The organism is Sphingobacterium sp. DR205 (assembly GCF_011064245.1).
In the GTDB taxonomy this organism is placed as follows: Bacteria; Bacteroidota; Bacteroidia; order Sphingobacteriales; family Sphingobacteriaceae; genus Sphingobacterium; species Sphingobacterium athyrii.
In genome coordinates, this window is record NZ_CP049333.1 from 2721992 (window position 1) to 2744186 (window position 22195).

19 protein-coding genes are annotated in these 22195 nt (G+C 44.1%); 13 read left to right on the forward strand and 6 right to left on the reverse strand.

Features of this window, described 5'->3' with window-relative positions:
• Positions 1–236: 236 nt before the first annotated feature.
• From G6053_RS11455 to G6053_RS11465, 3 genes are all read right to left on the reverse strand, one after another.
• Positions 237–986, reverse strand: coding sequence for a hypothetical protein (locus tag G6053_RS11455; RefSeq protein WP_165306516.1), 750 nt, complete (start codon positions 984–986; stop codon positions 237–239).
• Positions 987–1153: 167 nt separating this feature from the next.
• Positions 1154–1909: a metallophosphoesterase gene (locus G6053_RS11460; protein ID WP_165306517.1), complete on the reverse strand. Its 756-nt coding sequence runs from the start codon at positions 1907–1909 to the stop codon at positions 1154–1156.
• A 14-nt stretch (positions 1910–1923) separates the two neighbouring features.
• Positions 1924–2343: a DUF4262 domain-containing protein gene (locus G6053_RS11465; protein WP_165306518.1), complete on the reverse strand. Its 420-nt coding sequence runs from the start codon at positions 2341–2343 to the stop codon at positions 1924–1926.
• A gap of 708 nt (positions 2344–3051) precedes the next feature.
• Between G6053_RS11465 and G6053_RS11470 the strand changes: the two genes are divergently transcribed.
• From G6053_RS11470 to G6053_RS11515, 11 genes are all read left to right on the forward strand, one after another.
• Positions 3052–4059, forward strand: coding sequence for a DNA cytosine methyltransferase (locus tag G6053_RS11470; protein WP_165306519.1), 1008 nt, complete (start codon positions 3052–3054; stop codon positions 4057–4059).
• A gap of 1 nt (position 4060) precedes the next feature.
• Entirely contained in the window at positions 4061–4819 is a 759-nt protein-coding gene (locus tag G6053_RS11475; RefSeq protein WP_165306520.1) for a hypothetical protein, read from the forward strand.
• Positions 4809–5438: a hypothetical protein gene (locus tag G6053_RS11480; RefSeq protein WP_165306521.1), complete on the forward strand. Its 630-nt coding sequence runs from the start codon at positions 4809–4811 to the stop codon at positions 5436–5438. Before G6053_RS11475 ends, G6053_RS11480 begins: the two co-directional genes overlap by 11 nt.
• A 54-nt stretch (positions 5439–5492) precedes the next feature.
• Positions 5493–6104 (forward strand): hypothetical protein, encoded by a 612-nt coding sequence (locus tag G6053_RS11485; protein WP_165306522.1) that lies wholly within the window; start codon positions 5493–5495, stop codon positions 6102–6104.
• 33 nt (positions 6105–6137) lie between these two features.
• The gene (locus tag G6053_RS11490; RefSeq protein WP_165306523.1) at positions 6138–7433 is read left to right on the forward strand and encodes a hypothetical protein; all 1296 of its coding nucleotides are present in this window, start codon (positions 6138–6140) and stop codon (positions 7431–7433) included.
• Between the two features lie 20 nt (positions 7434–7453).
• A complete protein-coding gene (locus tag G6053_RS11495) occupies positions 7454–9064 on the forward strand; it encodes a hypothetical protein (protein ID WP_165306524.1) in 1611 nt (536 codons plus the stop codon).
• Positions 9065–9247: 183 nt separating this feature from the next.
• On the forward strand, positions 9248–9649 hold the full coding sequence (gene mobC, locus G6053_RS11500; protein WP_346774520.1) for a plasmid mobilization relaxosome protein MobC: 402 nt from the start codon (positions 9248–9250) through the stop codon (positions 9647–9649).
• Positions 9634–10941, forward strand: coding sequence for a relaxase/mobilization nuclease domain-containing protein (locus G6053_RS11505; protein WP_165306526.1), 1308 nt, complete (start codon positions 9634–9636; stop codon positions 10939–10941). Before mobC ends, G6053_RS11505 begins: the two co-directional genes overlap by 16 nt.
• A gap of 23 nt (positions 10942–10964) precedes the next feature.
• Complete coding sequence (locus G6053_RS31010; protein ID WP_346774521.1) at positions 10965–11912, forward strand: YWFCY domain-containing protein; 948 nt, start codon at positions 10965–10967, stop codon at positions 11910–11912.
• Between the two features lie 132 nt (positions 11913–12044).
• Positions 12045–13001 carry a type IV secretory system conjugative DNA transfer family protein gene (locus G6053_RS31015; protein ID WP_346774522.1) on the forward strand — a complete coding sequence of 319 codons (957 nt, stop codon included), beginning with the start codon at positions 12045–12047 and terminating at the stop codon, positions 12999–13001.
• 133 nt (positions 13002–13134) lie between these two features.
• Positions 13135–13503, forward strand: a complete 369-nt coding sequence (locus tag G6053_RS11515; RefSeq protein ID WP_165306527.1) for a hypothetical protein — start codon at positions 13135–13137, stop codon at positions 13501–13503.
• 221 nt (positions 13504–13724) lie between these two features.
• Here G6053_RS11515 and G6053_RS11520 read toward each other — a convergent pair whose 3' ends face one another.
• Positions 13725–14603 carry a LytTR family DNA-binding domain-containing protein gene (locus G6053_RS11520; RefSeq protein ID WP_165306528.1) on the reverse strand — a complete coding sequence of 293 codons (879 nt, stop codon included), beginning with the start codon at positions 14601–14603 and terminating at the stop codon, positions 13725–13727.
• A 50-nt stretch (positions 14604–14653) separates the two neighbouring features.
• Here G6053_RS11520 and G6053_RS11525 point away from each other — a divergent pair, with 50 nt between their 5' ends.
• Both G6053_RS11525 and G6053_RS11530 read left to right on the forward strand, forming a co-directional pair.
• On the forward strand, positions 14654–15040 hold the full coding sequence (locus tag G6053_RS11525) for a hypothetical protein (RefSeq protein ID WP_165306529.1): 387 nt from the start codon (positions 14654–14656) through the stop codon (positions 15038–15040).
• 483 nt (positions 15041–15523) lie between these two features.
• Complete coding sequence (locus G6053_RS11530; RefSeq protein ID WP_165306530.1) at positions 15524–16984, forward strand: hypothetical protein; 1461 nt, start codon at positions 15524–15526, stop codon at positions 16982–16984.
• Between the two features lie 70 nt (positions 16985–17054).
• Here the strand turns inward: G6053_RS11530 and G6053_RS11535 are convergent, their stop codons facing one another.
• Both G6053_RS11535 and G6053_RS11540 read right to left on the reverse strand, forming a co-directional pair.
• Positions 17055–19328, reverse strand: a complete 2274-nt coding sequence (locus G6053_RS11535; protein WP_165306531.1) for a gliding motility-associated C-terminal domain-containing protein — start codon at positions 19326–19328, stop codon at positions 17055–17057.
• A gap of 50 nt (positions 19329–19378) precedes the next feature.
• Positions 19379–22186 carry a T9SS type A sorting domain-containing protein gene (locus G6053_RS11540; protein WP_165306532.1) on the reverse strand — a complete coding sequence of 936 codons (2808 nt, stop codon included), beginning with the start codon at positions 22184–22186 and terminating at the stop codon, positions 19379–19381.
• Between the last annotated feature and the right edge of the window lie 9 nt (positions 22187–22195).

The window sequence follows — 22195 nt, forward strand, 5'->3', positions numbered from 1 at the left end:
TCTAAGAGAAAGTTTACTGGAGAGAAGGATACTCAGTGAAAGATACTGGACGTTATATTGGTGCTTTCGGCTTTAAGGACCCTTGAACCACCTAATCATTGCTCTTTACTCATGTCAATTTCGTACCCTATAATTGAGGGATTCGTTAATCAGTGGCCCTGAAATTAAGTCAGGACCGCTGAATTCTTACAACGTTTTGATGCTATAATGTTCTTTTTGTGATAGCGTTTAGGTTATTAATACCATCCCGTTCCATATCCGCAAACGTAACTCATATCGATAGTGGATTCAAGCCGTTCATAATAAGAACTATCAACAAATGCGTAGTAAAAGAAAGAAGTAGCGTCTGCCGCAATACCGACGATAACACCCGCTAGTTTCCTAAGCAATCCCCAGGTTTCCGCCTGTGGGGTATTGTTATAAAATTCCATCCAGAATAACCCTGAATAGCGAAATATAGATGCGGTTGACAAAAGAATTTCTTTCTCCTTTTCTGGCAATTTTTCAAGATATATCTTTTTTTCAAGCGTTACGAACGCTTCTTTGTAAGGACTGTAATCTTCTAATGTTTTAATGCGCTCTAAAATTGCTGACATTTCTTTAAGAAATTCTTTGGAACGGTTAGAAATTCTCTGGGAAAACAATACATCCTTAAAGTCTTTCTTAATTGCCATTTCCAATTTCAATGATTGTTCCGGCTTGGCATGTATGTTATAGTGTTCCTTGAAAAATTTAGCCAGGAAGACACTTCTACCGTATCTCGTAGTATCTCTGGTTGTCTCCACATAGGTTATTAATGCTTCAAGTCCAAGATTGTGGATTTTGCCCACTTCATCGAAAGGATTTTCAGGATTCGCTGCCTGTGCAAAATCCTTTCGCGGTTTTACTTCTGATTTATTTACAGATGGAAGGGGGTCGGTCTGTTTTCCTTTCTGACAAGCAGCTGTACATAGGAGTAGAGCCGCCACAAAATACCATGTTTTCATATTTTCCTTGTTTATACCGGGCTGTAGTGCCTGGTATTACAAAGATGAAAACCGGTAGTGAATTAAAGTGATGCTTTATATATAGCTACTATTTTTTATAAATATAACTGAGATAATGGGCAAGGTAATTGCCCGTGTAATATTGGAGCCAGCAAGCTCCAGAGATGCTAATTATATAATCGAACGACTGGTTCAGATTGCCAATACTGCTTACTGTTTACGTCCATGATGGTAAGTTTGCCTATGTGACCAGCGCCGGTGTCCAAATTTGTAATATTTAGTGCTGTCATTGGCTTATCTGTTTCCCAATTTGTGGTCGATGTATGACCAATAAAAATCTCTTTAAACGGAGTTGGCACTTGAAAATCTTTTACTGTTCCACCGGCATTTTCATGGATTAATGCATCTGTCCATAGATCCCGGTCCCAGTAGTATTTACTAAAAGCCTGCTGATCGAAAGCAATCTCGCGGTTAAATCCTCCATGGACAAAACAGCGCTGCCGCTTATCAATAAAATATAGCCTTTGATTCTGGAAAAACTGCCGGTGAGCGGCAGGGATGTCAGAGCTGTTCAATGATGTTTTATAACCGCTGCCGGATGGAATGCATATCACCTTTTTACCGGCGTGCTCTAAGTAGGATTCTATCGTTGCTTTACCTCCATAATTCCAATAGCCGGGGTGGAAATCCGTTTGTAAAAAATCATAAAACCAGGCATCATGATTACCACGGATAGCTATGAGGTTTTTAATTTTCAATAATTCTTCGACGCACTCATAACTCTGCCCGTATCCATCCACAACATCGCCGAGCTGGATTAATGTATCCATTTCGTAATCGAATCCCGAGCGCTCCAAACATTGCATCAGCGCCTTATATGCTCCGTGTATATCGCCCATTACAAACACCCGTTCTCTTGCCATAATCAATAGTCTCCTTATATACCTGTATATTCGAACTGGGCACTAAATACTTCCCCCTCATAATTACCATCCTTATTGGGAAACACAATCCGCAAAAGCTTACGGTTACATTCCATAGCTTCGATAAATTCGACCGTCAAGTTGTTACCAATTATTTTTTCATATTGTCGATTAGGCTCGAATTGTTCACCGCTTTTAATCCGATCTATAATATAACTCAGTATTTGATGGGCACCTTCCGTGGAAATCGGAAAACAGATCTGCAGATCCGGGTGGCCAAACGATTCAGGCAGGCCATGGGTATGAAAATTGATTTTGTTTGGAAAAACATTGTCATTGGGGATAAAATGAACATACCAGCCATGTCTGTCCATCATATCCTTGCTCCAGGCGTCAAGTTTTCTCTCGGGATCATCAAAATAAAAAGAGTTCATTATCAGTGGGTTATTTTCTTAATTGAATGTAACCAAAGGTAGGAAACGTGCTGCCGAATACCTCCTAAACGGTCTATTTTCATGGCTAGTTTGTATAATTTTTACTCTTCCATGGCCTTTTTAACACACTAATTGTAATTTTTATACACATAGTATAAAGCACCAAGTATCGATAGATTAAGAGGTTATTAAAAGCGGTAAGGGACAAGATTTTTGAGCTTTGTTATTTCAAAACCTTGAAAGCATTTAATTGCCGTCGGGCTTTACTGTCTGCTGGCGGTCTATTTCATGTTTTAGCTCAGGTAGCAAAAAATAGCAGGCAGTGAAAAGAGTCCAATAACTATGAGCAGAAAAGCAATAATTTTTCCAATCCTTTCCAGGAAAGTTTTGCCAACTGCTTTTCCATAGCTTTCAAAATGCTGTAAGCCTCCCGGCCCTCTTCTATAAAACCGTCGGCGGTTTATAGAAATATTAAGTGCTATGCCACCCAGCAACAAAAATGATCCCTATAATCAATATAATAATTTCCATTGCTTATTTATCAGCTATTTACATTATAAAAATAACACTTTATAAATAGAATATCTATAATCAGTTGTTAAAATTAAAAGGTAGCTACTACCAAAGTATCATTTTCCCACTTGCCAGATTTCCACTTTTGCCTTCATAATTGTACCACCCGGCATGCCAGCAAGAAAAGGAGGGAAGATGAAAAAGAAAATAAAACATGGGAGTTTATTCAGCGGAATCGGTGGCTTTGATTTAGCAGCCAAATGGTCCGGGTGGATAAATGTTTTTAACTGCGAGGTCGATCCGTTCTGTCGTAGAACGCTGGCATACCACTTTCCAAGAACAAAAAGTTATGCCGATATCAAACAAACAGATTTCAGCGCCTTTAAAGGAAAAATCAATGTGCTTACAGGCGGATTTCCCTGCCAGCCATTCAGTCTCGCAGGAAAACGGCGTGGCAAAGAGGATGACCGGTACCTGTGGCCGGAGATGCTCCGCGCCATCCGCCAGACCCAACCGGAGTGGGTTGTGGCAGAAAATGTTCTCGGCATTACTTCTTGGAACGGGGGCATGGTACTCGAAGAGGTGTGGACTGATTTGGAAAACCAGGGTTACCAGGTACAACCGTATGTACTTCCGGCTGCAGGTGTCGGCGCCCCACATAGAAGGGAGCGTGTATGGATCGTTGCCTGCCGGAGATACAAAGGCCCTGGATCGCTACCCGATAACATCTGTGGCGCAAAGGATATTGCTGGGTTTATTGCCGACTCCTTTAGCTTCGGACGCATTAATGGGGGCGATATTGGGCAAGGAGGACCGATATTGGATAACAAAATCCGGGATGCCCAGAAAAATGAACCGCAATGGCAAGTCGGGAAGTGTGGGCCTGGCACGACTGGTCAGACTGATAAGCCAAGATGCAATGACAGCAACATCGATAACCAGGTTTGTAACAGGCAAGAGTGTCCTGGAGACCCCTGGGCCATGTTCCCCACTGAACCCCCTGTTTGTTACCCAAATGATGGGCTTTCCTACCCAGTGGATAGTGAGACCCTTTTTGAGGGGATCCCGTATCCACAAAAGCCCATAACATTTTCAAAATGGAGGCAGGAGAGTATCAAGGCAATGGGAAATGCTATTGTGCCAAAGGTGGCACTACAGATCTTTCAAACGATCCAAATGATGTACGATTTAAAATTCTGTTGAGATGAAGAAGTCGGAACATAATCAAACTGTAAACAGTAGAGCAAGGGACGCTGAACAGTGTCTGAATGTATTGGTGGGTATTTCGTCAACCTGGCAACCGGTATTTTCGAAATTGCTGCTTTTACAGTCCTGTTGGCAGTCCAGCCGCTGCGCTCTGAGATGGACGGTGAAAAAGACCAGTAGCGGCAGGATTTACCCGAAACTGCTTGCCTCCAGCAATGCCACCCGAATGCTACCGACTATAGTAGCGATCGATAGCTCAAGGAATGGCGAGCAAGTTCAGGGGCGGATGAAATTTCGAGAAAACTCTTCCAGGTACAGCGCTAATCTTTGCGATCTGGCCAAATCAAACCTTTTGCCGACGCCGACAACCGGATCCAATAGGAATAGTAGAAATGCAATTCAAAAAATCGGAACATCTCACAGCAACCACGGAGTTTCTGTTGGCTTGGCACAAGCTGTAGAGCTTAGCATGGGTATGCTACCTAAGGAATTTAAAAGCTGGAGCCAGGTACCTTATATGTTTAGGCTTCTACCGACGCCTACGACAAGGGACTATAAAGGTGGCAGACATCCGGACACACTTGCATTGGCAGGCAGATCAGCAACCAATTCACTCAATGATGCCATCAATGGTATATCCGGCAAGTGCTGCAAACTCAATCCGCTATTTGTTGCTGAGATGATGGGTTTTCCTATCAGATGGATACTAGCACCATTTCAAAAAATCAATTACAAAACAGGAGCTTATGAAAATTGAATTAAAACGGATCCAATATTATTCCCGTCAAAGCGAGGAAACGAATGCATTTAATGCTGACCTGTATATAGACGGGAAAAAGGTTGGAGAAGCTTCTAATTACGGGCATGGTGATCCTATTTCTTACGGATCCCTTACAGAGGAGGGACGAAAAGCCATTAGAGAAGCTGAACAATATTGCATGAGTTTACCAAGGGAGGAATATACCATTGGTGGTAATACCCACACTTATGAGATGACCCTTGAAAGCTACATTGGCCGTATTATAGATGATTTCGTCAATGAGAAGGAACTACAGAAATTCAGAAACCGGGTTGACAAACTTTGCATGGATGGCATCGTTGTAGGAAAACCAGACAAGAACGTTATTGCAGCTTATAGGTACAAGATCTCCATCCTGCAAATCCTTTGTAAACCGAAGGGTGATGAAACAATAATAGAAGCAATAAAAAAGGAAATACTGCCGCTCCTTAACGATGGCAACATCGTGCTCAATAAAAATATCCCGGAACATATCTTGAAAGCAGCGGGATTGGCGAAAGGTCAATACCTCGATCTTAAAGCGATTAAGATGCAGACTGCAAAAAATCCGAAGCAAAATAAAGGAAGATCGCTATAACCCAAGGAAGGATTGGGAAGTATTCCATTAAGACCAGAACATAATTTTTAGAACATGGAAATTGAAATTAAGAAGGTAAGTTTTAACCCCAGGATCGACACCCATTCGTTTGCGGCAAACCTGGTGATTGATGGCATTAAGGCCGGAAATGTTGTCAGCAATCATTTGGGCACGCAATATTATCCTTTAAATGAAAAAGGGCAGGCCCTCATAGAAAAGGCCGAAAAATACTGCGCAAAACTCCCTGCCAAATCTATTGTGGTCGATGGCAAGCCACAGCAAAGTACACAAAGTCTTCAAACCCTTATAGGTGACCTTTTCTCGGCACATCTGGAAAGACTTGAACATTCCAAGTATTTTAAGAAGGTAGACGTGGTCATGAAACAGAACATTGTAATCGGAGAGCCTCCAAAGTATATCCGAACAGTCAGGACAAAAGCACCCATTGATATCCTTACAAAAACCGAGAACGGCACAGATATGCTGAAGGCAACAATTATCAGGGATGTTCTTCCAACTCTTTCTGACAACGAAAAAGTGGTTAACAGTAACATACCGGTAAGTATTTTAAAAGCCTCAGGATTAAAGGAAGATCAATTTATAAAGCAGAGTGCGGAGTATGTGATGAAGCAGGCCCCTCAAAAGAGAAAAGGCAATGGCATTTAAAAAGATCATTTGTAAACCAGAAATGCTGTAGAGATGGAAGAGAAAGCAGAGCAAATACTAGCATACCTGAAATTAAAAGGGTTTGAGCCAAAAGATTTTTTAAAGGAATACCGTAATGCGGTCACTCAGTTCAGTGTAGGGTTCAGAAAAGATTTTGGTGGAGAAAGGATGGATTATCGTTTGGATTTCGGCTGGGATCATCAGTTTGACAATTACAGGTGGAAGGGATATAGAGCGACTTATAATCCTGGGCAGGACAATGAAAGCAGTCGGGAATTTATCGCTTCCGATTGGGGGATTGCCGATGCCAATCTTGCCTTTCATATCCTTTCAGGTAGGATGGAGCAGCTACAGGTTTTGATACTCAGTAGTGGTATCACTGAGTTTACCAATACCGATGTGTATGGATTTTTAGAAAGTATCTTAAGCCGTAATCCGGATCATTTTGTATGTCGGGCATCCAAAAACGGGAGTGAGGGAATTATTGATTATGAGATCAGGGTCACTTCAGATGGTAAGGAATTTAAGGCCACACAAATAGACGCTACTTTTACCCGATATCCTGACTTTAAACATGGGATTTACAATGGAATTAATACTGCGGAATTGGCAGCCAAAATGGATGCCATCGATTGGGAACGGGATAATTTATACACGTTCGATGAGCAAGGTATGGCCCACCCCACTCCCGAAGCGATGGATATCCTAGATGCTATGGAACTATTGCTATGGGACGAAAACGGTAGAGACCTAGCACTTAATCTCCAGCTTCACCATTGGATAAATACTCCATTCTTTGACGCCCATATTCATGCTGACGCCTGGGAACTTTTCCATAAACTCCCCAAAGTTGCTCATACATTTCCGCTGGATACTGAAGCCAGGAGAATATATAATCTCCTATGCGGCAGGCCAGCCATGCTAGATGGGCCCAAACAGAGCAGGGAATATACTACCTGGCACCAGTTTGTGACACATGAAAATAAAACGGAACTCCAGCCCAAAGATGGTCCTTCGAAAAATGAATTACGGACATTTCTTGCCATGCTTCCCCTGGACGATATGCATAAGGATCATTTACTGTCCAAATTATTGTCGGGCGACAAATGCCTGACTACATTGCATGGACTCCAAAAAACAGAGGTTGAAATTAGCATCGATATGGACACCAGGAGCCTCAAACTTACTGCCACAAATGGCGATACCATTCCTTACAATTTCAGGCTTGAGCAACAATCTCCACCCGCAGCGCAGAAAACGTTTTCCCGAACAGAACCTAAGCTGGCTCACATAAAAAAGAATAAAAAACGCAAAGGACGTGGGATTTAACCAATCTTAAAACAGAGACTATGAACGAACAGGAGATGCAGGAAATTTTGGAAAATCTTGCCAGCAGAGGGTTTGATGATCACCAGCTCAGATTGGATATTGATAGAAATATGTCCTATGGCCTGCCTCGATTCTCAATTTCCATAGAAAAAGAATTTGGAGCGGAGCGGATGTATTATAAGTTAAATTTTCAATGGTTTGAAAGCAGCCTTGGATACGAACTCACTTCCATTCATGCGAATCATCGCATGCCTGTGGATATTGATAAAATAATAGTGAACGGAATAAATTCCAACGACCTTGACCGGGACATGACGGAAGTAAATTGGTCAAAATACTGGGAGAGTAAATCAAATGAGGGAGCTGCCTATGAAGCGTTGGCAATTGTTCCCCATTGTATAGACGGACTTGCCCAACTTCTCTTATCGGAATCCTTACAGGCAAAATTTACAGGCGAATCGTTAATGTACAAGCACTGGCCCTTGGAGGTTTTCAGTAAATTTTCTGAGGAGCCTGAAAGAATGGGACGTTTGTATGAGCATGATTATAGCTTCGACCTGAAGGAATATCCCAATATGACCGCGCAGCTGGCATTCCTGATCATTTCCGAAAGAACCGATTCACTTAAAATGCAATTTAGCGATCTTGGCGCTTCCCAAATCGCAGAACCATCTGTCGAAAGCGAAGTCTATAGAAGGCTCAAATTTAAACCTGAAAAAGCAGAGTTAACGTTCTCCTTTTCGAATCAACATCAATATTGCACGCTGCAGGTTCCCGTATTTCTGGATAATGGATGGTACAATCTCGATAGTTACATATTGGGTCTCGTACAATTCCCAGACATAAATCATGGCACATTTAACGGAGTAGATTCAGAACGGTTGGATAAAAAAATGAGCACAATAAACTGGAGGGAGGATAAAGACATCGCCTTTACCGAAAAGAATGCTGAGGTTTGGTTCCCCAGGGATATAGAGCTATTGCAGGAGGAGCTGTTCCGGATGACCTTCTATCAGGAAGGACAAGAAGCGGCCGATTTATTGATGCTCAAGCACTGGCTTTGCGCTCCAATTTTTGAGGATTTTATAAGTGAACGAGCAAAAGAAAGACTTCTAAGCTTACCAATAAAGGAAGCACAGTTTTCCTCAAATATTCAAGTAGACAAAGCCATAGGCTTACTTTCCGGACGCCCGGTATGGAAGCAACTGGCAATAGATCAGGAGCATGGAATCTGGCAGCGTTTGATCTCGCCAGCTGACGGAAGGGAGGCAGAATTGGAAACCTTTGAGGCAATTTCAAAAAAGCAACTGGGCTCTATATATGATATGATTCCTGTTCCCGAATACAGAAAGGAAACAATTCTGCGCCAATTATTGAACGGAGAGGCGGTGGTGATGCCTGCAAATAACGATCAAATTATCCGCCTTGAGCTTACTGAAAATGTTGATGGCATCAGCATTTTTGACAGCAACCGCCGGGAAATCCCTTTTAATTTTCAGCTTGAACCTGACTGGACACCGGACCAAAGTCATGCGGTAGATCAGAGGGAGATCCGGCATCTTTCAGCGACAGATCCCAGAAAGATATCTGTTAAAAGCAGCAACAAAAAGAGTAAAGGAAGGGGCTTATAATTTTTCAGAATTTGATAAATGCCAGAATTGGCGAAAAAACCTTTTTGAATCGGGTTTTAGCAAGATGTAGGTTTGTCGACAAACCCATCTTGCCCCTTTAGCCTGCCGGCATAAAGGAGACCGAAAACCCTCCGGAGTCGGGTTTTCTTATGGAACAGGTTCAGAGCAGTGTAAAAGAAAAAATTGGGAAAAATGGAACAGGGGCAGAGATTTACACATAGGATACATACCCGTATCACCGCTAAAAAATTCGAGGAACTCCAGAGCCTTCAGCTCAGGTCCCAGGGAATAAAATCACTGAGCGAGCTGCTCAGAAATATCCTGGATAACAAAAAGATCGTTGTCCTTTCCAGGGACGCTTCCCTGGACATGGTCATGGAAGAGCTGTCCAAAATTCGGCAGCAGATCCAGGCAATCGGGGTCAATATCAACCAGGTCACCAGGCGGTTCCATAATGCCAGCGGAGCCGAGGCCAAGCTCTTTTCTGCGATGGAAATTACCCGTCTCTATCAGCAGACAGACCTTAAAGTGACCGAACTGCTCGGTATCATTTCCAATCTTTCCAAGCTATGGTTGCCAGGATAGTAAGCGGAAAAAATATCCGTGGCATCCTGAGCTATAATGAGCAGAAAGTCCGTCAGGCGGAGGCCAAAGTGCTGCTGGCCTCAGGTTTTCCTTGTGATGCCGGTGAACTTTCTTTCAAAAATAAGCTGGAGAGATTTGAAAAACTGACGGCGCTCAATGAAAGGACGAAAACCAATGCGCTGCATATAACGCTTAATTTTTCCAGGCAGGATAAGCTCGACGATGAGCTGCTCTGCCGTTTGGCTTCTGACTATATGCAGGCTATCGGCTTTGGCGGACAGCCGTTTCTTGTCTACCGGCATTTCGATGCCGCTCACCCCCATATTCATTTGGCTACAGTCAATATCGATGCGGGGGGAAATAGGATTGAAACGCACAATATCGGTAAGCTACTTTCTGAGCCCGCCCGCAAAAGCCTTGAGATTTCCTATAACCTGGTCAAAGCTGAAGACCAGCAAAAGGAACAGGCGTTTGTTCTAAAGCCTGCAGATCTGCAGCGGGCAGTATATGGAAAGCGGGAGACAAAGGCAGCTATTTCCGCTATTGTCCGGGAGGTGGTTGGCACCTATAAATTCAATTCCCTTCCCGAGCTCAACGCTATACTTGGACAGTTCGGTGTGCTTGCCGATCCGGGACAGGAGGGCTCCTTTATGCACAGCAAGGGCGGCCTTGTCTACAGTTTGGTGGACGAGCATGGCGAGCGCGTGGGTATCCCTATAAAAGCCAGCTCCATCTACTCATCGCCAACAATTAAAAATCTCGAGAAGATATACCTACTTGGCAAGGAGCAGAAGAAACCCTATGTGTTGCGGCTAAAACATTTGCTGGACCGGGAGCTGCGTACAGCTACAAGTCGGGAGGAATTTGAGCAAAGGCTCCACCGCCATGGCATCCGTATCCTGCTCAGGCAAAGCGAAGCTGCCGGGGTTTATGGTATCACTTTTATCGACAATGCAACCCGGATCGTCGTCAACGGTAGCGCTGTTGGCAAAGACTATGGAGCGAAAGCTTTTATGGAAAAGCTATCAGGGCTCGGGGAAACTAAAAATGTAATGGTAGGGCGAGTGGGCCAAAAAGGGCCGCTGAACAAGCCATCACTGAGCCAAAATACAGCAGTGAAGCCGGCATCTTCAACCAGCGGGAGGGAGGCAGCACCACCCCACCCTGGAAGAGAACTTCCGGTTATTCAGCAGTTACTGGATATCGCTTTTTATGATGAGCATGAGCAGGTCGCATTCGATCCGCAAAAAAGAAAGAAGAGAAAGAAAACGCGGCAGCAGTCGCAATCGTGAAGCTGAAATTAAAATTGTGAAGTATGAATACGGGGGAGAATGCGGAAGCATTAAGAAAGATCATTGATTTTATAAGGAAGGTTAGTATACTGATACTGTTCCTTCATTTTTATGTTTATTGTTACAGGGCATTTGAGCTCTGGGGGCTGACCCACAAGACCATTCAGGGAGTACTTCTTCGGATAGGCAATACCGGCCTATTTTCTGATTTCCATGTTTCTAAGCTTGGGGCTTTGCTTTTGCTTATTGTTTCCTTGGTCGGTTCCAAAGGTAAGAAGGATGAGAAGCTCAAGCTGCCAACGGCACTCCGCTATTTTACTATCGGTCTGGTTACCTATTGTATCAGTTATCTGCTGCTCCGGATGCAGGCATCGGTGGAAGTGCTCGCCGGGATCTATATGACCGTCACCGGCATCGGGTACCTGCTGATCCTGCATGGTGGCAGCCTGCTTTCCCGTATCATCCGTAACCGTTTGAATACCGATGTATTCAATAAGCTCCAGGAAACTTTCCCACAGGAAGAGCGGCTGCTGGAAAATGAATTTTCCATAAACCTGCCGGCGCAATACAATCTTAAGGGAAAGATCCGTAGGTCGTGGATCAATATTATTAACCCTTTTCGATCCTTATTGGTAACTGGGACCCCTGGGGCAGGTAAGAGTTATTTCATTATACGTCATGTTATCACCCAACATATCGCTAAAGGCTTCACGCTTTTTATATATGATTTCAAGTTCGACGACCTGTCGATTATTGCATACAATGCCTATCTCAAAAATAAGCATAGGTATAAGGTCGAGCCAAAGTTTTATGTCATCGATTTCGATAACATATACCATCGATGCAACCCCCTTTACCCGGAAAGTATGACCGATATCACGGATGCTACGGAAAGCAGCAGGACGATAATGCTTGGTTTAAATCGCGAATGGATAAAAAAAACCGGGGGTTACCGGGCCATTTTTAATTAAATGGCCCGGTAACCCCTCTAACCTGGAGATTTCTTCGTCGAGTCGCCGATTAATTTCCTTACGGGAATTATCTGGTACCTGCGCAAATACAAAAACGGAAAATACTGTACGCTGCCCCATTGCATAGAGCTGATGCAGATGCCCTATGACCAGCTGTTCCCGGTACTCAGGACCGAACCGGAGATCGAGGTGCTGATCAATCCTTTCGTTACTGCCTACATCAATGGTGCTATGGAGCAGTTGGAAGGCCAGATTGCCTCTGCTAAGATTACGATGGCGAGGCTTGCGTCACCACAACTTTATTACGTACTAACGGGCAATGACTTTACCCTGGACATCAATAATCCGGAAGATCCAAAGATCGTTTGCGTCGGCAACAATCCACAAAAGACACAAGTTTACGGTGCCGTTCTTTCCCTTTATGTGGCCAGGATGCTCAAACTGGTCAACCAGAAGGATAAGCTGAAAAGCTCCCTGTTATTTGACGAATTTCCTACCATATATATCGGTGGCGTTTCAGGTATCGAAGGTACGATAGCGACTGCCCGTGGCAATAAAGTAGCCACCACCTTGGCGGTACAAGATATCTCGCAGTTACGCAAGGACTATGGTAAAGAAAGCGCCGATGTGATTTTTAATATCGTTGGCAACCTGATTTCGGGTCAGGTCCTGGGAGATACTGCAAAGACGTTGTCGGAAAGGTTTGGTAAGATCATGCAGGAGCGGGAAAGCCTTTCCATTAATGCGAGCGATACCTCGATCAGTAAATCCACCCAGTTAGAATCCGCTATACCGGCATCAACAATTTCGTCACTTTCCTCCGGTGAATTTGTGGGAGCGGTAGCTGATAACCCGGAGCAAAAAATCCAGCTTAAGAATTTCCACTGCGAGATTATTAATGACCATACTGCAATCAAAGCAGAGATGGATAGCTATGTTCCTATCCCCAAGCCGAGGACAGTCACGCCTGCAGAGATAGAGCAGAACTATCTGCAAATAAAAGAAGACATAGTAATGCTTATAGAATCAGAAATGGAGCGCATCTATGAAACACCGGAGCTGGCGCACTTACTGATTGTAAGAGAGTGATAATATGAATTTAATGTTGAACTAAAATTCCAAAAAATTATGGGAAGAGAAATTAGAAAAGTTGCTAAGGACTGGAAACATCCGAAGATTAAAGAAGGCTATTACATACTAAGAGACTTTAATCAATGCTATTATGAAAAAGATTGAATTTATCGATGCGCAGCAGATGAAGCAAATGCATCCGGATACATTTGAAGTTCCCGACCAAAATGACCTAAGGGAATTAAAGGTAGGTGATACCGTAAAGGTCTGCGCCTTTAAGGAACGCTTTTGGGCAGAAATTACCGCTATTGAGGGGGATAAAATTACCGCTACCGTAGAAAATGTCCTACTGACAAAATTCCTAAAATATAAGGACTGGATCGAGTTTGAGACACGCCATATTTATGACATCATAAAAAAAGATCAGTTCCAGAAAATGGATCAGAAAGCTATCGAAGAAATGAAACAACGTGTAACTAAGAAAATAAAAACCCAGAGTAAAGGGCACAGGCGAATATAGTTCTAGGTAACAAACGTAAAAAGGAAAGTACTGCAAAGTACTTTTCCTTTTACTTTTTAAAATTCCATTTCTTATAAAAATCAGTAGCTACCGCCAAGGTATCACTAATGGCGACGGGCACTTGGCAATTTTGCTAAAGTTTCGGAAATGGCTCCGGAACTTTTTGCAGATCCAATATGAATAACGTAGTAACGTCCATAGCCCTCAATAAAAGCCCTCCCTTATCGTTTCAGCCATCGCTCGAATTTCGCTGCAGTTGGCCTTCCGACAATGATCTTTGTATTTAAGGGCTGATCGAGGTACAGTTCCAACTGGCCGCTTTTGCCATGAGGACGGTATGTCTTGCACAATTTGTGGCTGACGATATATTGACGGTTTGCCCGGAAAAACTGGACTGAATTAAGCTCAGGTTCTATTTCGCTTAAAGACTGCTCTATTAGCAAATACTTTCGGTCAAAGGTGCAAAGCTGATAACCAACGTCCAGCCTTCTGAAACAGGCAATTTCTGAGATCGGTATTTTTTCGATCCCGTTTAGGGTCTGAGCCAGGAAAAAATCCTTTTCGCCAGGTATTTCATCGGCTTGATATGTTCTGGTTGCCGGATTTTGCTTTTCTGCCAGATCAGCAGCATAATGCCACAAGAAGTAGAAGGCATAATAGGCATTGGCAAACAGCAAAAATAACAGGACGATAGGATAATCGATGGTCAGATATCGGGTGTCGAAGATATGAACAGAATAAACCGACCAGAAGTAAAACGTCGCAAGCGCAAATGCTGCAAAGGCCATCGGAAAAAATCCGAGGGCCAGCTGCATGATCAAACGGCGCCCGGTATTTTGCTGCCAATGATACCCTTTCCGGTCGAGGTAGAAAGATATCCGGTTTACGGACCATAGCAGGAGCAGGGCGATGAGGTAGCTACAGGCAACAGCAATCCAAAAATTAATATCGATGGCTGCAAGCCGGAATTCATCGACGTGAATATTGAACAGGACAATAAAAAAAGCAACCGGCAAACAAATAATTACCCGGAACAGCGTATCGCTATAACGGAGCTTAGGCATCTGGTGTTTGGTTTCAATGTCCTGGGATTGTTTCATGATCGTTCCAATAACAACAATTAAACAAATTAAAAACTAATATAATAAATATGTTCAAACCAGCTTTAACGCCCTATGGTGTAAATCAGAAAACAACAGAGCTTTACGCTTTTGATGACAATTCACTACTTGCCCAGGCTGCATTAATATCCGTTGATATTGTTACCTGGATAGTGGATAATTTTGAACTTACTGCCGCTCAGTATAATTACCTGATCGGTCTGGACCCAGGATTCCTGGCTATATTTAAGGACCAGGCATCACGCGCTGTGGCTAACCGTTGGCCGGTGGCCTATATTCCGGGCGTGGGTACCGAGGAAATTTCATCAGCAGAGGCCGGTGAAAAATGGATCAAGTCCAAGGAAGAGAATACTGCCGGTACCCAGTCAGTAACCGATACATTTAGCGGTAGCCTTACCATTGAAACAGGCATCTAAGGACCTGTGGGTAACAATCGGACGCCCCGGAATACCCAAGTTTCCGGGGATTTTTATTATGGTTGTGATTTCCCAGAAAACGTGGGTTCTTCAGCTCAATAACAAATTCGTGCAATTCATTTCCGATTCACAGCAGTTCGTTTTCCAAACCCCGCAGTTGAGCATATTTTTATTATGAAGGCTGATTTATCCATTCTCACAAAAACGGCTGTAATGGCTATTAGAAGGCCGTTTTTAACCCTGTTTGCATTCCATTGAACACTTATCTGCAACACTTGCATCTTACTGCCTTTAGCTCCGAAATTTACCTTAAAGGAAACAGCTTGTGTGTATGGGATGTTCACGCCAAGCGCAAAGCATAACCACAACCAGGGCATTATGAAAACACAATCGTTATACCAACCACCCTAACCTGTGTAAAAAGCAACAGGTAAGAAACCTCCGTTATTATTTATAATCGCCATAAGGCTAAACAATACGAAAATGAAAAGAAAAAATTTAATGGCTGCTGCTGTAATGGTCTTTATTGCAGTAGTCGCAGTGCTTTCCTGCAACAAGCAGAAACAAAATGATTTTGGGGACATGAATGGAACAGCCGGCAAAAAGGCAAAAGCTGTCGCTGTAAGTTGTCCGCCAATTGTACTTTCAGGGACGATCAGTACGCCAACCACTTTGCTTGCCGGTAATGCCTACCTGCTGCGGGGCAATGTGGTCGTAAACAACACGACACTGACTATACAGCCCGGCGTTGTAATCCAGGGCGAAAAGGCGACCAATGGGGCACTCATCGTACTACCTAACGCCAGCATAAATGCGACAGGGACGAGCACTAACCCTATTATCTTTACCAGTAACCAGAACCCAGGCTCCCGTGCCGCCGGCGATTGGGCAGGTGTATATCTTTTGGGCAATGCGCCCAACAACCAGGGTAATGCGCTGGCCATCCAGATCAACGGTGCCAGCTTCACAGCAGGGGGCAACGCTGCGGCAAGCAGTGTTGGAAACTTTAAATACGTGCAGATCCATTTCGCTGGAAAAGGAGGGGGCTCCGGCAGTGACCGCAGGTCAGAAAGCAGCCTCGTACTGGCATCCCTTGGTAGCGCCAGTACTCTGGATCATATCCAAATCAGTAATTCTGGCTTTGATGGCATGGGTATCTTTGGCGGGACCGTAAATCTGAAAAACATTGTGAGTATGAAAACAAAAAGAAGTGATTTTGTAATGTCATACGGTTATAGTGGCAGAAGTCAGTATTTAAGTGGGTTAAAACAGAATGCACTTACTCCGGTGGCATCAGCTAAAGGAATGGAAATTAAAAACGTATTGCTTAATGAATCCGTTACAGCTAGTCCGCGCACTTATCCAACCATTTCCAACACTACACTTATGGGCGGGAATTATTGCGGCCAAGGAAACAGTAATATCGAGGACGGAATATTTGTAACAGCTAATGGTTCTGCTAAAATTTACAATAGCGTCATAACATCCTTTAACCAGCATGGGCTTAATCTTGCTAATGATGTTATTGCCAATACTGCTACCGGTACGTTCCAATTACGTTTTTCGTTCAATTCAATGCAGAGTTTTGCAACTGCAACAGATTTTAGAGCTATAACTAATCTCGCATGGACAAGTAATTCGGGATGCGGAGCAAGTATGGTATCCTGGATAGCAGGCTCTGGCCTCGGATGTCAGCAAATTGGTAATCAGTTTTCTGCTGATATCTCCACGTTGGGTTACAACTCCAGTTTTTGTGGGGACTTCTGTGGCAGTGGATTTACACCTAATTTTACCCTGGGGCTGACAGACTTGGAGAATTCAGATTTTACCTGGGACAGCGCAGGACAATTTGAGCATCCAGCCTATCGGGGCGCATATGGCGCAGCTTCATGGGTAAATGGATGGGTAGATATGTGTCCGCTAAATACAAACTATTGCGTTTAAAAATGATAAAATAAGGCCATTATCCATAAAAGATAATGGCCTTTGGAACGTATAGGTACAAGCCCAATTGTTATCTTAAAAGCAAGACATCACCCTTAAAGGTCTTTGACTTACCATCCGGGTAGTCCAGCACGATTAAGTAATGGTAGGTCCCCATTTCGCACGGCAGACCGTTTTGCGTACCGTTCCAGCCGGCGGAGCTGGTGCTACTAAATACTCGTTGCCCAAAACGGTTGTAAATCTCAAAAAGACGTATTTTCTGATAAGTAAGCCCGGACACTGTAAATATATCGTTCATCCCATCACCATTCGGGCTAAACGCATTGGGTACAATATCCGGCATTTTAAAATCAATATTTACCCAAATTTGACCGGTATCCCTGCATCCATAAGCGTTTATCCCAACCACAGTATACGTGGTTGGCTCCTGTGGTTTGGCTATAAGACCAGACCCTACGGGTGTATCCAGTGTTGAGGCCGGCCACCAGCTATATAACATGGCTCCGCTGGCCCTGAGCCGGATGGAATCGCCATATCGGATCGTTGTATCAGAGGGAGCGACGATAAGTTCCGGCGCTGGATAAGCATCTAATTGTATATGTATTGTGGTGTCACACCACGGTTCCCGTTTGATCTGTAAAGTATAACTACCCGCATCCAGGCTTTTAAATTGAAAGCCAGAAGAGCTTTGTGCGGATCGGACCAGCTCACCACTTTCATTTCTTAGCTCATAGCTGAGCAATGCAGTATCGCCAGCAATTTTCTTAATCTGCAATTCGATATCACCGGGACAACCGTATATAAGCCGGTCCATGTCGGGAAGCCTGCTAAAGTGAACTTTAAAGGTATCGAGGATAACGGTGCAATCCTGGAAGTATGCAACAACATAGGCGCCATCATCGTAAACAATTCGGAAACTATCACGTAAGCCATTATCCCAAAGGTAGCATGCCTTTGCGGAAGCAGCATAAAGGGTTATACTGTCTTTAAAACAGGCATCAATTGTATAAGTATTTCCGTATAGCGTATCTGGTAGCGGTCCGGCAGTAATAATGATTTTGGGCAAATCCGTAAGCCCGTTGGTCGGCGACATATTGATCATGTTATTGCTGGGACTGTATAATGCTTCCGTTTGCGGCACACAAGCCAGGCCCAAGTTATTGGGCTGATGGATAACATGGAAAGTCATTTTTGGAATAGCAGGATCCGGACACTCATAAGGATGTTGATCGAGGATATAGATCTTGCCGTCAGGTCCCAGACGCAGATCTCCAAACCATGATACATCAGGCACGCATAAGTAATCATTCCAATGGTGCGGATTAGAAAGGATCAATGTCTTGGAAGACATTATATCTGCTGTTGTTGGTAAATCAAGATTATATTGGTAAACCTTACCATAATAATATGGACCAGCACCACCAAAATAAGGACCATCATTTTCTGTAGTATATAGTTTAGAATTATCTGGCGAAAAACATGCCCCTGATATCCACTGATTGGTTTCCAACAAACGGGCGTTTTTTACTTTACCGCTGCATTTTTCAAAATCATAAAGCTCAACGCCACCGGGAAAGTTGAACGCCCCGCCTTCCCAAAATCCACCTGCAAGCATTGTCCCAGCCGGAGAAGAGACAAAATTACCATTGCTTAATCCATAGTTCAATAAGGGTAAGTTGCCACATTGTGATACCACAGGTTCGGTCGTCAATCCATCGTAGCCGACATGAAAACTCAGATATTCATTGGCAATATAAGAGCGGACAACAAGCCAAACGCCATTACATCCTTTCACTGCAGTCATTCGGTCATCGGCTATGGTATTCCATCCTGTAAGCGGAATATTTTTTTTGCCTGCAACAATATTTCCCAAGCCACCGTTTAGGCTCATATCAAATAAAGAGTAGACCAGCCCATTGCTGCGGATATAAAAAATATAATACTGGCTGGTGTTACCCGGATGAGGTATGACTATAGGGCTTCCAAAAAGGGGCATGTTATTTAACAGGTCGGTACCTGCAATAGGATGTTCATAACTGTCCCATATATTGTTGACCGGGAGAGGGGTGGCGCCGGTTATGAATTTTACCATAAAAAGCAAGGCACCTGTGGGACTGCAAACCGCTATGGATTTATGATACAGCCACTCATTAAAAGAAGGACTGTATGTAATACCATTGCCGTTTACAGGATGACCTCGATAGAAACTCGAGTCCAGCACAGTTGGTGGGCTGGTATTAAAATCAAGTGAATAATTCTGGCCAAAGGTCCAGATGTTATTTTCGCCCTGGCCATACGCCAGCGTTGTTAGGCACGATATCAAGAAGGTAAGAAAACGTTTCATAGTCTATCATTTTAAAATGTGGCCCCGCAAAGCGAGGCCACGAGAGTTATTTATTCTTTAACCAGCTTGCAGCTTCCAATCAAATTACCTTTTTCATCAAGTGCATTGATCAGATACATGCCAGCTGCAAGTGTTTCCAAATTCAGGGATTGTGCTCCGGCGGCCACGTGTTGTTTATGGATAAGCCGTCCAAGTTTATCATAGATCTGCAATTCTGCTTTGTAAGGCAGTTTCAGGTAGACTATTTTATCTGCAGGATTGGGGTAAATTGGCAACGTAATGCCTTCTTTAGGATCATGCAAGGCTGTAAGGTCGGATACTATTACCGCTGGTGAAATTCCAGCACAACCACTGGCATTTGTTACCGTTACGGTATAGCTGCCATTTACAGCAGCTATATGCGTAGGATTTGCAGCTCCGGGTATCGCCATCCCGTTCAGGTTCCATTGGTAGGAGGGGAAGGCTTGAGTAGTGGCCAGAATGTTTCCGTTACGGCTGATGACTGGGAACGGAGCTGGGGTAACAGTAATTGGAATGGTTACTGTATCTCCAGCGCTGCATTCATTAACTGGCAAAACCGTAACCGCTGCAGAGCTGGTTCCGACAATGGCAATAAGGGTATCGCCGCTGCTAATTTGTGTCCATCCTGCTGGAAGTATCCACAGATAGTTTCCTGAACCGCCAGCCGGTAGTGCCCTAAGTATAAGTGTATCACCGGCGCAGATATTACGGCTACCCCTAACTGTATCAATGGCGGCAGGAGTTATGCAGGTATTTATTTGGACCAAAAATCCATCCTGATCACCGCCGATCATAGTTTGATGCCCCCCCGGCGTACCGATACCCGTACTGCTTAGCGTCTTTCCGGCAAGCACAATCTTGTTTCCATAAGCTGACAAAGCCGTTCCTTCATCTGACAGGGTTCCAAAATAGGAACCCCAATGTATTCCGCCTGCTGTATCAAAGCAGCTCACTATGCAATTATAAATACCGGTAAGGCTGGTATCCATGCTATTAGGAGTTGCAATACCGGTACTGCTGGCTGTCGTTCCACCGACATATATTTTGCCATCTTCTGCTGCACTAATACCGGAGATAACATCACTTTGTAAACCGCCGTAATAGGTACTCCATATCCGCTCACCCGCAGTATTGAACTTTGCTAAAAATCCGTCTCCACTTGGGTCTCCAAGGCTGGCTTGATAGGCTCCGGCACTTGCGATGCCAGTTGTACTGCTGGTTGCTCCACCAATATAGATGGCATGATCTTTTGTTTTTAGCGAAAGAGCTCGATCTTGATCTGCCCCACCCAGGTAAGTCGCCCATTGGAGCTGGCCTTGTCCATTAAATTTAACCAGTAAGGCATCCTCTGCGCCTCCGTGTATGGGCTGATAAGCGCCTGGACTCGCCAAACCTGAGCTGGAGCTATATCCTGCCAACACAACGTTGCCCACCTCATCACACTCTGCGGATTGAAAGACGTCAAGCCCGGTACCACCAAAGTAAGTGGACCAAGCAAGACTGCCGTCGGTAGAAAATTTTGCTAAAAAGGCATCCTGGCTTCCGCTGAATGTAGGCTGGTAACTCCCTGGTGTTGCAATTTGCTCCATACTGGCTGTATTGCCTAAAAGATATACACCATTAGCTTTGTCGCAGGCAATGGAGACCTGTAGGGAGCCATCCTGGCCATTACCCCCAAAATAGGTGCCCCATACACGCTGGCCGGCACTATCAAATTTTACCAGGAAACAATCATAACCGCTCGGTGTACCAGCTTTGACCGCCTGATAGGAGCCGGTAGTAGCAATACCCGTAGGGCTATTGGTTCTACCCGATAAGTAAACATTACCCGAAGTATCTATTGAAATACCTCTGCCCAGGTCTGTTCCAGCACCACCAAAATAGGTACTCCACAGACAGGTGCCATCTTCTGAAAATTTTGAAAGAAAGGCATCGGCTCCCGTAAGCCCATTGCCGCCTCCAATGGTAACCTGAAATGCTCCCGTTGTCGCAATATTGGAAGCACTACCGGTACTGCCGGCAATAAAAAAACTGCCATCGCTGCCATGAGCCAAAGCTGCTATATCATCATAATCTGTTCCCCCGAAATAAGTGCTCCAGCTCACTATTGGATCAATTACCAAAGCTCCCTTAAAGTCTCCGGTACCATAGGTAAGTTCTTCGCCTCTTAAGTTATACCAGCATGCAATATTTTCTCCCGTAGCCTTTTTATAGGCTATGGGCGCTGCTTCCTTTATTGTTCCATAAGGAGTTTCTGCCTCTATACTGCCGTCAGCTCTTAGTGCAAGGGAACTTGCACCGTCATAGCGGAGCCGGATATCACTGACTTTACCACCAGGATGTATGGTAAAGTCATGTTCCATTTTCCCATCTTTATTGATGTATACCGTCCAATCAATAAAAGGATAGATATTATGGTACGTAACCTCTGTAACTGTGCCGGCCATATTTCCACTGGTCGCTACCGAGGGCAGGTAATAGCGTGCCCAACCTTTGGTTTGGAGGATTTCCTTTCTGGTAACAAACGCATCCATATTTGCACCAATCAAAATAATATCCATCCGGTACATCGTAAGCGACCTGGATTCTGAAGGTTCATAGGTGTCTGCTTTATTAGAACTGTACCATTGATAATGGATAGCTCCAGTGCCAAGAAACACATTTAGGCCTGGCGCTGCCTGTAGCTTATAATCGATATCGTTTCGGGCCTTTCCATATTGGTCGGTTACCTGGCCTATATTACGGATGAAAGCAGGCGTTTTGTTTGTAGTTTTTGAAATACCGGAAGTTGCGGTAAGTATTAAAAATAATAGAAGGAGTGGAATTTTGCTGGTCATGACAAATGA

Excerpts from the sequence above, each read along its gene's own strand:
- G6053_RS11495 (WP_165306524.1), top strand. The coding sequence starts at position 7,454 with ATGAACGAACAGGAGATGCAGGAAATTTTGGAAAATCTTGCCAGCAGA.
- G6053_RS11525 (WP_165306529.1), top strand. The coding sequence starts at position 14,654 with ATGTTCAAACCAGCTTTAACGCCCTATGGTGTAAATCAGAAAACAACA.
- G6053_RS31015 (WP_346774522.1), top strand. The coding sequence starts at position 12,045 with ATGCAGATGCCCTATGACCAGCTGTTCCCGGTACTCAGGACCGAACCG.
- G6053_RS11535 (WP_165306531.1), bottom strand. The coding sequence starts at position 19,328 with ATGAAACGTTTTCTTACCTTCTTGATATCGTGCCTAACAACGCTGGCG.
- G6053_RS11460 (WP_165306517.1), bottom strand. The coding sequence starts at position 1,909 with ATGGCAAGAGAACGGGTGTTTGTAATGGGCGATATACACGGAGCATAT.
- G6053_RS11470 (WP_165306519.1), top strand. The coding sequence starts at position 3,052 with ATGAAAAAGAAAATAAAACATGGGAGTTTATTCAGCGGAATCGGTGGC.
- G6053_RS11520 (WP_165306528.1), bottom strand. The coding sequence starts at position 14,603 with ATGAAACAATCCCAGGACATTGAAACCAAACACCAGATGCCTAAGCTC.
- G6053_RS11455 (WP_165306516.1), bottom strand. The coding sequence starts at position 986 with ATGAAAACATGGTATTTTGTGGCGGCTCTACTCCTATGTACAGCTGCT.
- G6053_RS11465 (WP_165306518.1), bottom strand. The coding sequence starts at position 2,343 with ATGAACTCTTTTTATTTTGATGATCCCGAGAGAAAACTTGACGCCTGG.
- G6053_RS11540 (WP_165306532.1), bottom strand. The coding sequence starts at position 22,186 with ATGACCAGCAAAATTCCACTCCTTCTATTATTTTTAATACTTACCGCA.
- G6053_RS11485 (WP_165306522.1), top strand. The coding sequence starts at position 5,493 with ATGGAAATTGAAATTAAGAAGGTAAGTTTTAACCCCAGGATCGACACC.
- G6053_RS11475 (WP_165306520.1), top strand. The coding sequence starts at position 4,061 with ATGAAGAAGTCGGAACATAATCAAACTGTAAACAGTAGAGCAAGGGAC.
- G6053_RS31010 (WP_346774521.1), top strand. The coding sequence starts at position 10,965 with ATGAATACGGGGGAGAATGCGGAAGCATTAAGAAAGATCATTGATTTT.
- G6053_RS11505 (WP_165306526.1), top strand. The coding sequence starts at position 9,634 with ATGGTTGCCAGGATAGTAAGCGGAAAAAATATCCGTGGCATCCTGAGC.
- G6053_RS11515 (WP_165306527.1), top strand. The coding sequence starts at position 13,135 with ATGAAAAAGATTGAATTTATCGATGCGCAGCAGATGAAGCAAATGCAT.
- G6053_RS11530 (WP_165306530.1), top strand. The coding sequence starts at position 15,524 with ATGAAAAGAAAAAATTTAATGGCTGCTGCTGTAATGGTCTTTATTGCA.
- G6053_RS11480 (WP_165306521.1), top strand. The coding sequence starts at position 4,809 with ATGAAAATTGAATTAAAACGGATCCAATATTATTCCCGTCAAAGCGAG.
- G6053_RS11490 (WP_165306523.1), top strand. The coding sequence starts at position 6,138 with ATGGAAGAGAAAGCAGAGCAAATACTAGCATACCTGAAATTAAAAGGG.